This is a genomic window from Enterococcus sp. DIV2402 (genome assembly GCF_017426705.2).
Classification (GTDB): Bacteria; Bacillota; Bacilli; order Lactobacillales; family Enterococcaceae; genus Enterococcus_F; species Enterococcus_F lowellii.
Map to the genome: position 1 here is coordinate 3,130,499 of NZ_CP147251.1, position 15,921 is coordinate 3,146,419.

Consider the following 15,921-nt stretch of genomic DNA (forward strand, 5'->3'; position numbering starts at 1 on the left):
TCATTCCTCTCTCTTCTTGGCTAGTGGTTTCGAATATTGCAACTCGACGTTTAAAGGGACTTTATTTTTATCATCCCCATAATACAAGACTGCTTGCCAATTCAAGTCATTCACCGGATTTTGTAAGGTGGTATGTTTTGGTTTCACTTCGACAAAGAACCAATCAATAAAATTATGGAAGATGTCCACACACATATTCCAAATACCAATATACGACACAAATGCCCAAGTAGCTGTTATTGCATTGAAACCAGCAAAAAGGGCATTTCCCCAATTTCCTACTAGCAACGAACGATAGCACATAAAACTGGAAAAAAGAATAATGACTACCGGCATAAGTAAATAAATGGTTGGTGAAGCCGTGCGATTATTTACTTTAGGTGTCCGTGCAAAAGGAATTTTCTCTCCAGTTAACGCTTGTTGGATTGATTTAAGCACACCCGCTAAATTAACTGCTAAGAGAATTAAATTAAACCCATAGATTCTAAAAATATCTGTTCGTTTATAACGTGAATAGTTCAAATCTCCCGCCATTGCCATAAAATAAGGTAATGCTGAACATAAGATATAGACACTTAAAAGATTTTCAGCAAAGGGATACGCTAATAGAAAAATCAAACTAAAACTAGCCCAAGAAATGGACGCCATGTAATTAAGACGCATGCAAAATTCCATCCATTTGATTGGATGGCCCGCCTTTTTTCGTTGTTTCATTGTTCCAAATAATTTTGGAAGAATCAATAATCCACCATTTGCCCAACGCCGTCTTTGAATGATTAAGGAACCAAAATCTGGCGGAGTCGCACTGTAGCTCAAACGTTCTGGATAATTTACTAATTGCCAGCCGTGTTTTTCTAAATCTACGCTAGATTCGGTATCTTCAATTACAGTTCGGTCTTGAATAAAACGTCTAATTTTAAAGCCATTCACATAAGATATTTCGGCAATATCTTCCAAAGCTTTTTTACGAATGACCGCATTAGCTCCTACCCAAAATGTTGCGCCGTAATAGGTGGTTCCTTGATGAAGAATATGCTGAAGGTCGGTGGTAGCACCTGCAATTCGTTCGATCCTAGTAGGCGTCCCTCGAAAAGATGAATAGGGCGTTTGCGTAACCGCAACTTTTTTATTTTCAGCTTGATTCAATAAATAAACCAAACGTAAACAATACTCTCTTAATAAAATAGAATCGGCATCAAGCGTTAACAAAAATTCACTATCTGGAATCACCACATCTGGTGTTTCTTCTGTTCGTGTCAAAATGTCACCCGCTGGCGTACGCTCAATTTGATAACTGCCACCCATTAAATCAATATACGCATTTAAATTCATCGCTTTATTCGCTTCATGGGATAATGAACTATATTTTTTTCTTTGAAAATAATCAAGTTCTACTTTGAATAGCCACACCAAGCGACAGTACAGTTGATGTGCACGAGTATAGTCAATTGATGACTGTTGATTCGCAGCAGTCAGTAACGCTTTTGCCACTAAATATAATTCATTTGCTAAATCATGTAAGACTTGCTCAATGAAAAATTGATCGACGTGGTCTTCATTTATTTCTTGTTGCGCCATCTCACTTAACCAGTCACCCGCACGTGTATACTCTCTAGCAATTGCTCGTAAACGATCACCCGCAATTTTTTTAGTAACTTGTCCACGCTCAAACACTTTTAGAACTTGTTCAAAATGGTCGCGTGGTTCTTGTAAAAGCATAGTAATTTCGTGAATCAATCGTTTCGTTGCTTCTAATTTTTCAAAGGCTTGTGGATTATTTGGCACCGGATTATCATCAATTAAAAGAACCACCCGCATTTGCGGATATTCTTGTAACGCAGCGGATAATAACGTCTTACGAATAACAGCGACTTCTTCATCATAAGACGGAACTAACACCGTGATCGTCGGTTGTTTTTGTGTAAAAAATTGATCGATTTTTTCTCGGGGAACTCGAGTGTGTTGATTAAATCGTTTAAATGCCCCTTCTCTAGAAAATAAATAGATTAAGGCGGAAAAATTTAAGAGTGTCACAATCAAAATATAAAGAGCTGCTTCTACAACTGTTTGAAATTCATGTGTTGTATTCGTAAATTGCTTAAAAATAGTGGAAGAGACATACAGTACCCAAAAACCAATCGAGGTGACAATATAGAGCCGATTGAGGGTTAACTTAGAAACTGAAACGTGGTCATGCAACACGGATAATGGTTTGGTGCTTTTTTCGGTTCCAAACTCTTTTTTCTTCATTTCTTCACAACCTTTTTATTTAATAATTGTTTCGATTATAGAAATTATATACTTCTATTTTATAAACTTCAATAAAAACGTTTACATTTTAGAAACTAAATGATTTTTGTGCGCAAAAAAGCGACAATGATTCATCTTCACTGTCGCTTTTTATTTAGTATCCTCCACCAGGAATTCCTAAATATTCTTCTAATGTTTTGTTTGAGCGATAAATCGCACTTGCTTGACTTCCGATATAACGCACATGCCATGGCTCATATTGATACCCAGTAATGGCTTCTTTTCCTGCTTTATAACGAATGATAAAACCATACTGATGTGCATTCGCCGCTAACCAATTAGCTTCGCGACTTTTTTCCAATAATGAGCCATTGTTATGAATTAAATCGAAGGCTAGACCTGTTTGATGTTCAGAATAGCCAGGTCGTGCAGAAAAACGATCTGCTGCGGCTTGCCCGTAGGTTCTTACATAATTTTGATATAACACACTTTGATAACTATATGAACGAAAACCACTGTAACTATTACTCACATCCATATTCAATTGTTGCATCGCTCGTAATAATTGACGGAATTTACCACCTGCTGTTGAATTTTCGCCTGGATTATAATTAGCTGGCAAAGAATGCTTTTTATTCGCAATTAGAATACCATCGACATAGGTAATCCCTTGCCTAGTCTCAACGGTTCTTGTTCCAGTTGCGTTGATATAACCTTGCCAATTATTTTTCGAATCATACAAGGAATAATAGGTTGAACCATTCCTATGTTGATAATACACTTTTACGTGATAAATTTTCCCGCTTAATTGACGTGCTGTCGTTTTTCGCTGCCAATCAAAATTTTGCCACACCTCATAGTTTGAGCTAGGGATAGTTACTCGTTTTGATGTGGAAATAGCGTCGCCTTGTGGACTACTTTTTTTCGTATTATTTTCGTTCACGTACCCCATCCAAGTTCCTTGATTGTTATATAAAGTCAAATAACGACTGCCATTGTAATGGTAATAATAGCCACGTGCTTGATACGTGTGATTTTTTTTCGCAGCGTTAGTCGTTCGCTTCTGCCATGAAAAATTTTGCCACATGTATTGATCATTCGTCACTGTTACCTGTTTACTATCTGCTTGATAAATTCCTTGTGGGCCATTCGCTACAGCTACGTTATTTTCATTCGTATAACCTGCCCAATTGCCATTGTTATCGTATAGCGTTAAATAACGACTCCCATTAAAATGCTGATAATACCCGCGTGCTTGATAAGTGCGATTTTTTTTCGCAGCGTTGGTCGTTCGCTTCTGCCATGAAAAATTTTGCCACATGTATTGATCGTTTTTTACCGTTACATATTTATTATTCGCCAGATAAATCCCTTGCTGACCATCTGCTACGACTACGTTATTTTCATTGGTATAACCTGCCCAATTGCCATTGTTATCGTATAGCGTTAAATAACGACTCCCATTAAAATGCTGATAATACCCGCGTGCTTGATAGGTGCGATTTTTTTTCGCAGCGTTGGTCGTTCGTTTCTCCCATGAAAAATTTTGCCACATGTATTGATCATTTTTTACCGTTACATATTTTCCATAACTATGGTGTTTCCCATTACCTTCTTTTGTCAGTTCTAAAACTTTCGCTTCAACATATCCTAATGACCGATCTTTAGTAGCAATCTTATAATACGTCAGATTATTTTTCGTTAGCTTGTTTTCGACTTTTACAGTTTGATTGATTAGAGTCGCTGTCGTGCCCAACTCTTTCTTCAACGTATCATCCCAGATTTTAGCTGTTGACAAAATGGTGGCGTAAGGTAAAGACACCGCTTGTTGAAACAATTGAATTTGCGGTTCTTCTGTGGTTTCTTCTGTTTCTTGAGAGGTTTCTGTAGAAGATTCACTTGTTGTTGTTTCGGTTGTCTTTGTTTCACTCATTGTTGAAGAATTTGTCTCGCTAGAAAGTTGTTCACTAACCGAAGTACTAGATTCTTCAGTGGTTGTTTCGGTATTTTCTAAACTATCTGTTGTTTCTACTAAAGATTCTGTTGTTTCAAAACTTTGACTTTCACTAGTCACAGATGTTTGACTTTCTGAAATGTCAGAAATTGATTCAGAGCTTATATCACTGTCTGTCGTAGAAGTTACTGTTTCTTCTGCAAATAAGTTTACTGGAAAACTTCCCATAATTATTGTAGCAATCAACAATTTACCTAATTTGATATTCATATTCCTCCTCCTAAAAAAACGATTATATTTCTATTTATAGTATAGCAAATTCCCTGCAATGACGCATGGAGGCGATGAACTTTTCCTTATCTAGCTCTTTTGCATACTAAATGATATGGTAGGATTAAATTGTAGCAATATGAATGGAGAGGATAATAATGGATATTGACTATTATGTATTAGACAAAAATAAACCAGAATCAGAAGAAATCCTGTTAGGGATAGAAGTATTAGCAGCGTTAAACAAAAACAAACATTCTCACAAAGATTGCAATAATTACTATCTACACTCTTTGAACGATTCCTCCGCAGAATTTAAAAAGAATTACGCTGTGTGGAAGTTGCTAGAGGAACATGGTACACATATATTACCTATTGCTTGTGTTAATAAAAAAATAGTCAAAACAAACAGTTTATTGGATGTTTTTGAGTTGAGTGAATTAACAGGGTTTGGGATTTCTTTCCAATACAAACCAGATGATCTGATGTAGACAGGGACTACTAAAAAGGCGAGATGACTAAAATCGGTCATCTCGTCTTTGGTAGTTATTGTTTAGCAGAGCCATTGCCATGACCAGGACTATAATTGGCAGCTTCGGCTTCTGTAATCAAGCTAAAATTCCCTGGATTTTTCACTTGACCATATGTTTTCCCGCTCTCTACTTTTAAATACTTATACCCGGCTGGCGCTTGATGCCAGTCGCCCACTAAAGTAGGAGTAGCTGAATCGTTAGCGTTCGTCGTTTGTTCCACTGCTGCTTGTTGTCTAGCAGCTTCCGCTTGAGCTTCTTTTTCACGAGCAGCTTGTTCCTCAGCTTCTTTTTTTGCTCTTTCAGCTGCTTCTTTTTCAGCTTTTTTCTTCGCTTCTGCAATTCGTTCATTACTTTTTTCTAAGAATTCATCATATGTTGTTTGCAAAGTTTGCGAATTTTTTGCCAAATCACCAGGCTGATAATTTTTCATTTTTAGAGAATCATCTAATGTTGTAAGCACGTCCTCTAGTTTTGCTTGCTCATCAGACGTCAAGTCCCCATTTGCTACTAAAGAGCGAGCCGTTTGAATGAATTCGGTAGCTTTCTTTTCATGTGCATCAAAATCTTCAGCACTTTCTGTTTGTTTTGTTTGCAAGCGTGTGACTAAAGATTGAGAAGAGGATTTGCGCTCTGTAATTGCTTGTAGATTCTCAGCTTGTTCTAAATATGTCGCATTTTCTTTTCTATCTGCTGCTAACTCCTCTTTTTCACTAGAAGATATATACTTTTGTTTAGCTAGCGCTTCTGATGATTTATTTAATTCAGCTAGTTCCTTCACTGTTTCTGTAATTAACACTTGATTGTTTTCCATTTGTTCAGCTAATTCGCTAACTGTACGTGTAAGTTCTCGAATAGTGATGATAGTGGAATTAGACGCCAATTGAGCTTCTTCTTTCAGTTCTGTTAATTGTTGGCGATCTTTTTTAGCAATAAATTTCTCTTTGCTTTTAGTTTCTAGCTCTGTAATTTTCTTTAATAACTCTTCTTGCTCTGTCTGAATGACTAGCTTTTCATTTTTGGCAACCCGTTTTTTAACAGCAGAAAAATCTTGTTGTTCTTCTGCAATTAACGTTTTTAATGTCTGGCGATTCGCTTTTTCTTCTGCTTGATTGATTTCGGTTACTTTTTGCTTTAATAGTTCTGAGTCTTCTTCAGAAATAAATTCCGAGTTTAAAATCGTTTGAATTTGTCGTTCTTGTTTATCTTGTTGTGTATAAACTTCTTGGTACGCATTGGCATTCTCATTTGCTGCAACAACCCCTGTAGCTGAAAATGCTAAAATAATACCTACTACTGCACGTCTTAATTTCATTTTACACCCTACCTACTCGCACTATTTTTCTTGTTCTATCAAAGTTTGATACCCAATTAATGTCAACGTTGTTTCTTGATTATCACCATCCTTTAAATGGTTATAATAATTTTTTATCAATGACAATGTTTGTTTTGTCTCAGTTAATTGATGGGCATTCACATCTAACACTTTTTGGTTCACTGCGTGTGTTAATTGGTAATCTATAAAAAATAACAATTCTTTATCTTTCAATGTTTCGACATCATGTTTTTTCAAAAAACGTTTTAATTGATAAAAATTTTTAGTCTCCACACGAATATGCCAGGCATAATAAAGTGCGACCCCCATCGCAAACAAATACACGACAAATGGATTTATTCGAATCAAATCTAATGAAACAAAGATACTCGCTAAAATAAGTAAGCTAATCGAGACGAAAAGCACCTTCCACTCGTATTGTTTATATTTTTTATAACGTGCGACTATCTGTTGATACTCATTCATAACAAAATCCCCAATTATAGTTATTTCCTTAATGATAACTTGTTCTTTTTATAGTGACAACCTTTATTTAACCATCATTAAATAAAATAACTAGTTACTTATAAAAGAAATAACAAACAATCAATTGAATTGACAGAAATACAGCTTTCCTTTAGCCTAATAATCGTAACTACTTTTGTTATTTTAAGGAGATGCTTATGAAGAGAATAGGGATTAAATGGCAACAATGGGGAATTTTATTAGCAACAAGTGTGTTACTTATTCCAGTGTCAACAGGGGTTTTAGACACAATCGATTCAACCAGTGGCACAGAACAAACCACTGTCGAAAGTATAGCAACATCCACTAGTCTATCTGAATACGTCACTTCAGATGAAGAACAACTCACTTCCAGTAGTGAACAGAAAAATACAACCGATTCTACTTTAATAACAACTGAATCTGCAACTAATTTTTCTGTTGAGTCTACCGAAAATTCTTCCGAAGTACCCAGTACCTTTACGTTGGCAGACTATGAAAATAGTTCGGCATTAGAACTTGCAGCAGCTGTCCGGCAACAGCGTGTGACTAGTGTTCAATTAGTCCAATTCGCTTTTCAAAAAATTCGCGAGCAAGATGATACCTACAATGCCATGATTTCTTTGCGTGAAACAGAAGCGCTCAAAGAAGCCGCTGAAATTGAAGATACAGGACAACCTTTTTTAGGTGTTCCTTTAATTGTCAAAGGATTGGGTCACACAATTGCTGGTGGGAGTAACTCAAACGGTTTAACATTTTCAAAAGATGTCGTTTCACGTTCAACCGGAACGTTCACGAAAGCTTTTCAAAATGCTGGTTTTATTGTGATTGGGCAAACCAATTATCCAGAAATGGGATTAAAAAATATTACAAATTCCAAGCTCTATGGTCCGACAGGTAGTGCGTGGAATCCTTTATATCAAGCAGGTGGTTCTTCTGGCGGTTCAGCAACTGGGGTCGCTGCTGGTTATACACCGATTGGTACAGGAAGCGATGCCGGTGGTTCCATTCGTATCCCAGCTTCTTGGAATGGCATTATTGGGATGAAGCCTTCTCGAGGTGTTTTAGTTGGCAATTCCGCTAGCGAACGTGGGCAAACCAGTCATTTTGCAGAAACAAAAACGATGGATGATACCATCACTTTGTTTGATACGTTTAAAACACAAGAATTGCCACAACTTTCATTAACACAAGACGTTAAAATCGCCTACTCGACTAAATCACCTGTGGGTACGCCCGTTGAACCAGAAGCCGTTCAAGCAGTAGAAACAGCCATTGATTTTTTACGTCAACAAGGCTTTCAAGTAGAAGAAGTCGAGCAACCTTATGACGGTGTCCAGTTGATGGAAAATTATTATACAATCGGTGCTAGCTCCATGGGCATCATTGATTTTTTAGCTAAACAACAAGCAAAACGACCGGTTGAAATGGAAGATGTTGATTGGACGACTTGGGCATTGTTTCAAACAAGTAAAGATTTAACAACCGCAGATGTTGATCAAGCATGGGAAGCGGTTCGGCAAATTGGTGCAGAACTGGCTTCGTTTCAAGAAAAATATCCTTTATTTTTAACACCGACGACTGCTTCGACTGCCCCTTTGCTAAATGATACAGCCATGCTTCCAGAACACATTGAAGCTATCAAGAATATGGAAACTTTGTCTAAAGAAGAAAAATTGCAACTAGTTTATGATCAATGGTTACCAGGTCTAACGCATACACCGTTTACCCAAGTAGCAAATTTAACAGGTACACCTGCGATTAGTTTACCAACTTATGTTTCAACAGATGGCTTACCCTTAGGCATTCAATTTATGGCTGCTCAAAATAACGACTATTTATTACTGGAAGTCGGAAAATTATTTGAAGAAAATCAACAATTCAATCAAATCGCGCAAACGCCAGAAACACCTGAAGAACCCGATGATTCAAGTGATGAAGAAATTCAATCAAGTAGCACCATAGAATCGAGCACCAAAACCTCAGAATCAAACTCGGGAGAATCGACTTCAGATACACATACACAATCAAGCAGCACCATAGAATCTTCGACAAGTGAAACAACTGGTTCCACAGAATCAACAACTGAAAATGAAACTTCTACTAATAGTACCAACGATTCTTCTTCCAAAGAGGAAACGTCAACTAGTAGCACAAAAAAGCATACAACTGAATCAAAAACAACTTCGTCAACAAAAAAAACAAATAAACCAACTGCTAAAGAAAAAAATCCCCCTTCCAAGAATTTACCTAGAACGGGAGAATCCGAAAATATTTTGCCAATTGCTGGTGTTAGTATTCTCGTGATTGCAGGCGGTTTTGTAGCTTGGCGAAAACTTAAAAACTAGTTTGCCTAACAGAAAAAACGCCATTATAGTTTGAACTATGTACCGACCCCAAAAAGCTAGACCAAAAATCTAACTCCATGATGGTGGTATAGAAGTCAAAGAATTTTTAATTTCTAACTTTACGTACCTTTTGAAACATCCAGAAGATAATTTAGAGAAGATGATGAATGAATCTAGTTCTCTAGTTGAAGACGAAAAACAAAATTATCAAAATGCCCTTACCACTTTAAAAAATGATGAACTGGAATTTAGTCATATTGAAGTAGCGATACCGAAATCCGTTTATTCTACATTTGTGACAACTGAAAATTTCTATTACGTTACATTAGAAGATTTATCGCTTTTTTCAATGTATCAAACAGAATAACGATAAATCTGTTATAATCAAAGGGAAATGGAAGGTGTTAAGTATGAATCATAATGATCGTTTAACGCGCTTACGTTATGCGCTAGACATTAAAGATAACGATATGATAAAAATTTTTGCATTAGGTGGCGTAACTGTTACTAAAGAAGAAGTTCGAGAAATGTTGAAGAAAAAAGATGAAGAAAATTATGAATTAGAATTAACCAATGAAAATTTTGAACGATTTCTAAACGGGATGATTACTTCGCAACGCGGTGTGCGTGAAGGTGCTCCTGAACCCGTGCTGGAACTGCATAATGGCAATGCCAATAACTTGTTACTAAAGAAATTAAAAATTGCCCTGTCCCTAACTAGTGAAGATATGTTAGAGATTTTAGCACTCGCAGGAGTGAACGTTTCTAAAGGAGAACTAGGTGCCATTTTACGTAAAGAAGGACACCGCAATTATAAACCTTGTTTGGATAAATATGCGCGTAATTTCTTGAAGGGGTTAATGTTAGAATATCGTAAAGATAAATAGAAAAATAACCGCATCAGATGAAATTCTGATGCGGTTTATTTTTTGATTATTTACTACGTTTTTCATTAATCGCTTGGTACAATTCACCTGTTGTTTGAATATCTGGCAACTCTTCAACCGCTATATTGGCTTTTTTAGCTAATGCATCAATATCTTGTTGGGTTACTTCGTCGTTGATATTGATAGAAGCAATGTTGGTCACTTTACCTTCTTCCATACTAGGCAATTCTAAAATCTCTGCATTGACTAAATCAACAACATCTTGGCGTACTTCTGCATCATTTTCTATACCAATAATTTTCCAATTGTTTAACAGAACACCTTCATAAACGCCATCTTTCTCTTCTTTAATATAACGAGCAGACAGTTCTCTAATACGTCCTTCTACTTCACCAAATGCGTCTTGAGCAAAAGTGGAATAGCCTTCTTTAAATTCTCTGCCGGCTAACGGTCCATCTTCAGATACTAAAAAGTTCATTCTGTATTGATTCATTCCAATTTTAAGCGTTTCATCCTCTTTGATTGGCGTATCGTCTAAACGTCTTAAATTGACAATTCGTTCACCCGATTCTTTTGTAAGATCAATCTCATATTTCACATTGTAAAAACGGTCATTCGTATTGTATTTACTTGTTCGGCGTTCTGGATTAAAGCTGACTGTCACATCGCCCGGTTTCGTTTGATTATAATAATCAGCGCCCCATTCCATATAATCTTTTAAATCTTTACCCGTAATTTCATAGACCGTCACTTCACCATCTGTAAATTGATAGTTTCGTGCAATATCTTTTTTCTTAATTTCTCCCATGTCTAAAGACGGTGTGTCAGTGTCAATTTGAAACGCGACTACATCGGCTCCTTGACTGTAATGAAGCATCACTTCACCAAAGAAATTGACTAACGGTGTTTCTTGAATTTGTGCAGATGAAATCCCTTGAATCTCATTTTCAGGAACTAAATCCATGCCCACAAGTTCGCCTAATACTGTATTTGCATCTTTTCTCGCACGTTCATGCGAAGGTTTTAGCAGTTCATTAATTTCAGGATCTTCTTCATAGCCAGCCACTTCTATGGCAGAACCAGATTTATCCTTCACTTCATAGCCATCCTCATTTTTAGTTAAGGTTAAATCCACACGCGAAACAAAACGGCCATATTTATCAGGTTCAACAATCAATACATCATTGATGAACTCTTCTTCTACCAATGTATGCATGTGACCAGCAAATACCACATCCAATTCTGGAACGGCTTCTGCCATATCTGCTACGCCAGTATTGTGCACATCGTTTTCATTCGATATTCCCATGTGAACAACACCAACTAAGACATCGACATCTTTTTTCAACTCTTTTACCACTTCAATCGTTTCTTTGACAGGATCAGTTAATTTTTTTCCATCAAAAATATCTGTATCTTTCTTAAACTCCGCAACTAATGGCGTCGTCATCCCAATAAAACCAAGTTTCACACCATCGCGTTCCACAATTTTATACGAATCAAAATACGGCGTTCCATCTTCCAACTGTACGTTTCCAGCTAAAACACCCCCATCAAACTGCTCAGTGATATTGTCCAAAACATCAAATCCATAATCGAACTCATGATTTCCCATCGTCCAAACATCATAATCCAAGGCTTTTAACACTTCTGTGGCTGGATGATGGTCATCATTTTTAAACAATTCCGCTGAATTATCTTGAATCAAATCACCCGCATCAACTAAAATTGTATGCTCATTGTTATCGCGAACTTCTTTGACAATCGTACTAATTTGCGCAAAGCTTCCCGCCTTATTTTCCACATCCATCGCATAATCCCACGCCATATAGCGACCATGAATATCCGATGTCCCTAAAATAGTGATTTGTTTCTCTTCAGAATTAGCGCTCTCCGTTTCTTTGTCTTCACTGGTCGTATTAGTCGCACAGCCAGCAAGTACTCCCATGCTTAATAAAACAACTACTTTCTTGTTTATATATTTCTTCATATTCCCCATCTACCCTTAGCCCTTTCTAAGGATATTCCTCCTCTACACTTTTTGAAAACAGTTTCAAGAAATAGCATAACATACTGCGGTTTTATGGGCAATTGAAGGAACACTATTAGTTTTCTTCAAGTGAAATATGAAAACTTTATCCAAAATAAATAACATCTTATTACTGTCCGCTGAAGAGATAGTGATTCCTCAATATCTCCATTCATGGCACCTTTGTTACTTTTCGTACAACTCATCCCCTAAAACCGTACATAATTCTTTTGATTCTAAGTCTAAAATATAGTCATGCAAGCTTTCAATAAATCCGTTTATTTTTTGGTTACGTGCTTCTCCTTGACCCATTTTATAAATTAAGTATAGCGTGCGATGAATGTCACTTTCTGTGGGAACTGTTTTAATATGATCATTTTTTTGAATGATATCCTGATAAACACATAACGGTACGATTGCCCATGTATCTTCTGATTCTAGATAATCCATCAGCAGTTCAGGAGAATCCAGCGTAATTCTTGCAGGAATACTACTATCCCATTGACGATAGTACCAATCTTTATAATCCGGTCCCCAGCCAATATAGATTTGATCTGACCGTTTCAACTCATCAAGCTGATGATAATTAGAAAAGCGGTTATCATAAATAATCAATAACGGTTCATTGATTAACTCTTTTGTGGTTACTTGATTCGATTGATAGGGTTTAGAAACAATGCCAATATCTATATCAAACGAATTCACCATACTATAAATCGTTCGATTCCAATGTGAACTGACATGAATTTGATAGGACTCTGCTAAATAACTTCTATAAAGACCTCGAAATAAATAAGTATTCACACTTTGCGGCGCACCAATTTTTAAATGTGGAAGTAAGGGTGCTTGTTTCCACTCATTCACTTCATTTTCTAATTCGATATATCGTGCGGCATAATCCAAAAATTCAATACCCTTTTCCGTGAGTTCTAGCTTTTTTTTACCCGAACGACGCTTAATTAAACGTGTGTCTAGCTCCTCTTCTAAAGCAGATAACCGGTCTGAAAGCGTCGATTGGCTAATATATAACTTGTCTGCTGCTTTTGTAAAATTGTTTGTTTCAACAATCGTTAGAAACGCATTAATCTGATTTAAATTCATCACTTCACTCCTAATCATCGGAAAAACCGATAGTAATAACGAGAATCTATATTTATATATAGAAGCTACAATGCTACTATAACACCAAGGTTACATCAACACTTTATCACACATTAGTAAAACAGTCGCCATTATTTCTTTATTAGAAGTTAATTTTTTTGATAAGGAAACTGATAAAAACGGAAAATACGTTTATAGATATAACAGAGGAAAGGTGGATAGTAAAAAGTAATTAGCAAACTTCAATTTAAACTTAGAAAAGGATTGTGATTATATGACAAACAATAAAGCATTTTCAAAAATTAGACATAATAGTAGACCAAAAAAACCAAGAAAATATGGTGTCAGTGAAATCCGTGGCCCTTACTACAATGTTATGGGTGAACGCTATTTAAGAGACATTATGGAAACAATGGGCGAACATGTAGATATCATAAAATTTGCTGGTGGTTCATTCTCCTTAATGCCAGAAGATCAATTAATCAATTTCATCAATATTTGCCATGAATATGATGTAAAAGTGGATACTGGTGGTTGGATGGAATATGTCTTGACGCAAGGTATCGAAGCAGTTGACCATTATATTAGCGAATGTAAAAGATTAGGCTTTGATATTATCGAAATTTCAACTGGATTCCTAACAATACCAAGTGACGATATTGTGCGCTTAACCAAACGTGTGCAAGATGCTGGTTTATTGGCTAAACCAGAGATTGGCATTCAATTCGGTTCTGGAGGAACAAATACCGTTGCACAAAACGAAGCTGCCGGTTTAACAGACATCGATAAAGCAATCGAGACTGGTAAAAAATGTTTAGAAGCAGGCGCTTATATGTTAATGATCGAATCAGAAGGCATTACTGAAAGTGTGGATACTTGGCGAACAGATATGGTCTCTAAATTTGTGAAAGAATTGGGGACAGAAAAAGTGATGTTTGAAGCTGCTGACCCGAATGTTTTTGCTTGGTACATTAAAAATTATGGTCCTGAAATCAACCTTTTTGTCGACCATAGCCAAATTGTCCAACTTGAAGGTTTGCGTAGAGGTATTTGGGGCAATACTGAATTATTTGGTCGCGTCCTTACATTGGATGACGGCAAAAACGATTAATCTTATTTTTGAAACAGTTAGAATATGGAGGTTGAATAAATGACGAACACGAACATGACTATGGTTGAAGAACTTGCTGAATGGACTGCTCAACTACAATGGACAGATTTATCAAAAGAAGCAGTTGACTCATTAAAAGGACGTTTACTTGATAGCATCGGTGTTGCCATTGGCGCACTGGATGGTAAACCGATAAAAGCTATCCGTCAAATGACAGATGATTTAGGAGGAAATCCCTTAGTTACCTTAATCGGTGGTGGAAAAACAACACCAGATTACGCTACCTTCTACAATGGTGCAGCGATTCGTTATCTTGATTATAACGACTCTTATCTAGCAAAAGAAGAAACGTGCCATCCTTCAGATAATATCGCACCTGTCCTTGCTGCGGCTGAATACAATAAAATTAGCGGCAAAGAATTTTTATTGTCACTAGGTATCGCTTACCAAGTCCAAGCTAGACTATCTGAGCTAGCACCTGTTAGAAAACATGGCTTTGATCATACTGTTCAAGGAGCTTACGGTGCCGCAGCTGGCGCTTCACGAGCACTCGGTTTAGCTGCTACGGGTATCGCAAATGCCATCGCAATCGCTGGTACAACGCAAAATGCTTTAAGAGTCACCAGAACTGGAACTTTATCGAATTGGAAAGGTTTAGCGTATCCAAATACCGCCATGGGTGCTGTTCATGCAACACTCCTCGCTAGTTATGGAATCACTGGCGCTCGTGAAGTGTTTGAAGGAAATAAAGGCTTCATGGACAGTATTGCCGGTCCCTTTGAAATCGATTGGTCCAAAGAAAATCTTGAACGAGTAACCGATACAATCATAAAAAAATATAACGCAGAAATTCATTCCCAATCCTCTATCGAAGGTATCTTGGAAATTCGAAATAACCAACAAATAGCTGCACAAGACATCAAACAAATCCGACTAGCAACTTTCGATGTTGCATATAACATTATCGGCGGCGGAGAAGAAGGCGAAAAGAAAACCATCAAAACAAAAGAAGAAGCCGATCACTCTCTTCCTTATATGCTTGCTGTCGCCTTTTTAGATGGTCAAGTGATGCCAGAACAGTACGAGACTAACCGCATTAACAGTGACGACGTGCAACAACTATTACAAAAAGTAGATGTTCAAGTATCAGACGAATATAGCAATCGTTTCCCACAAGAAATGGCCTGCCGAATTGAAATTGAAACGAATGACGGGACTATTTTCTCTGTAGAAAAACAAGATTACGAAGGCTTTACCACCAATCCTGCCTCTTGGGACGTCTTACTTAAAAAATATTATTACTTAACCAAAAACATTGATAAACAACTAGCGGATAAAATCGCCACAACTATCCAACATATTGATGAAATTGAGATTATAGAATTAACTTCGTTGCTGGGTCAGGTTAGGGTTTTGAATGGTGGGGTTTAGGAGAATACGAGAAAATAGACTATTTCATAAAAAATTCAGTTTCGTCAACAATCAATTTTTGTTTCTTGATGAAGGTTGTTGATGTACAAAAAAAGCCATCAGGGGAGTTGTATGTTACTCTGATGACTTGAACGGGCTCTTTAACAATTAGTTTCTACCAACACTAATTGTTAAAGAGCCCGTTTATTTAG

Annotated in this window: 12 protein-coding genes; 6 read left to right on the plus strand and 6 right to left on the minus strand. The window is 36.8% G+C overall.

Annotated elements, in window-relative coordinates; all coding sequences use genetic code 11:
• Positions 1 to 2,250: a glycosyltransferase family 2 protein gene (locus DOK78_RS15280; RefSeq protein ID WP_207871518.1), complete on the minus strand. Its 2,250-nt coding sequence runs from the start codon at positions 2,248 to 2,250 to the stop codon at positions 1 to 3.
• Between the two features lie 154 nt (positions 2,251 to 2,404).
• On the minus strand, positions 2,405 to 4,474 hold the full coding sequence (locus DOK78_RS15285) for a M15 family metallopeptidase (RefSeq protein ID WP_207871519.1): 2,070 nt from the start codon (positions 4,472 to 4,474) through the stop codon (positions 2,405 to 2,407).
• 158 nt (positions 4,475 to 4,632) lie between these two features.
• On the opposite strand from DOK78_RS15285, the gene DOK78_RS15290 reads away from it, so the two are divergent.
• Entirely contained in the window at positions 4,633 to 4,965 is a 333-nt protein-coding gene (locus tag DOK78_RS15290; RefSeq protein ID WP_207871520.1) for an arsenic metallochaperone ArsD family protein, read from the plus strand.
• A 55-nt stretch (positions 4,966 to 5,020) separates the two neighbouring features.
• On the opposite strand, the gene DOK78_RS15295 is transcribed toward DOK78_RS15290, so the two are convergent.
• Entirely contained in the window at positions 5,021 to 6,319 is a 1,299-nt protein-coding gene (locus DOK78_RS15295; RefSeq protein WP_207871521.1) for a hypothetical protein, read from the minus strand.
• A 21-nt stretch (positions 6,320 to 6,340) separates the two neighbouring features.
• Positions 6,341 to 6,805 carry a hypothetical protein gene (locus DOK78_RS15300; RefSeq protein WP_207871522.1) on the minus strand — a complete coding sequence of 155 codons (465 nt, stop codon included), beginning with the start codon at positions 6,803 to 6,805 and terminating at the stop codon, positions 6,341 to 6,343.
• A gap of 197 nt (positions 6,806 to 7,002) precedes the next feature.
• On the opposite strand from DOK78_RS15300, the gene DOK78_RS15305 reads away from it, so the two are divergent.
• The 3 genes from DOK78_RS15305 to DOK78_RS15315 all read left to right on the plus strand — a co-directional run bounded on the left by DOK78_RS15305 (position 7,003) and on the right by DOK78_RS15315 (position 10,058).
• Positions 7,003 to 9,171, plus strand: coding sequence for an amidase family protein (locus tag DOK78_RS15305; protein WP_207871523.1), 2,169 nt, complete (start codon positions 7,003 to 7,005; stop codon positions 9,169 to 9,171).
• A gap of 163 nt (positions 9,172 to 9,334) precedes the next feature.
• Positions 9,335 to 9,538: a hypothetical protein gene (locus DOK78_RS15310; protein ID WP_207871524.1), complete on the plus strand. Its 204-nt coding sequence runs from the start codon at positions 9,335 to 9,337 to the stop codon at positions 9,536 to 9,538.
• A 43-nt stretch (positions 9,539 to 9,581) separates the two neighbouring features.
• Positions 9,582 to 10,058: a DUF1456 family protein gene (locus tag DOK78_RS15315; RefSeq protein WP_207871525.1), complete on the plus strand. Its 477-nt coding sequence runs from the start codon at positions 9,582 to 9,584 to the stop codon at positions 10,056 to 10,058.
• A gap of 46 nt (positions 10,059 to 10,104) precedes the next feature.
• Here the strand turns inward: DOK78_RS15315 and DOK78_RS15320 are convergent, their stop codons facing one another.
• Both DOK78_RS15320 and DOK78_RS15325 read right to left on the minus strand, forming a co-directional pair.
• The gene (locus tag DOK78_RS15320) at positions 10,105 to 12,048 is read right to left on the minus strand and encodes a bifunctional metallophosphatase/5'-nucleotidase (RefSeq protein WP_243430366.1); all 1,944 of its coding nucleotides are present in this window, start codon (positions 12,046 to 12,048) and stop codon (positions 10,105 to 10,107) included.
• Between the two features lie 225 nt (positions 12,049 to 12,273).
• Positions 12,274 to 13,188: a LysR family transcriptional regulator gene (locus tag DOK78_RS15325; RefSeq protein ID WP_207871527.1), complete on the minus strand. Its 915-nt coding sequence runs from the start codon at positions 13,186 to 13,188 to the stop codon at positions 12,274 to 12,276.
• Positions 13,189 to 13,462: 274 nt separating this feature from the next.
• Between DOK78_RS15325 and DOK78_RS15330 the strand changes: the two genes are divergently transcribed.
• On the plus strand, positions 13,463 to 14,299 hold the full coding sequence (locus DOK78_RS15330; RefSeq protein WP_207871528.1) for a phosphosulfolactate synthase: 837 nt from the start codon (positions 13,463 to 13,465) through the stop codon (positions 14,297 to 14,299).
• Between the two features lie 39 nt (positions 14,300 to 14,338).
• The gene (locus DOK78_RS15335; RefSeq protein ID WP_207871529.1) at positions 14,339 to 15,730 is read left to right on the plus strand and encodes an MmgE/PrpD family protein; all 1,392 of its coding nucleotides are present in this window, start codon (positions 14,339 to 14,341) and stop codon (positions 15,728 to 15,730) included.
• Positions 15,731 to 15,921 lie beyond the last annotated feature (191 nt).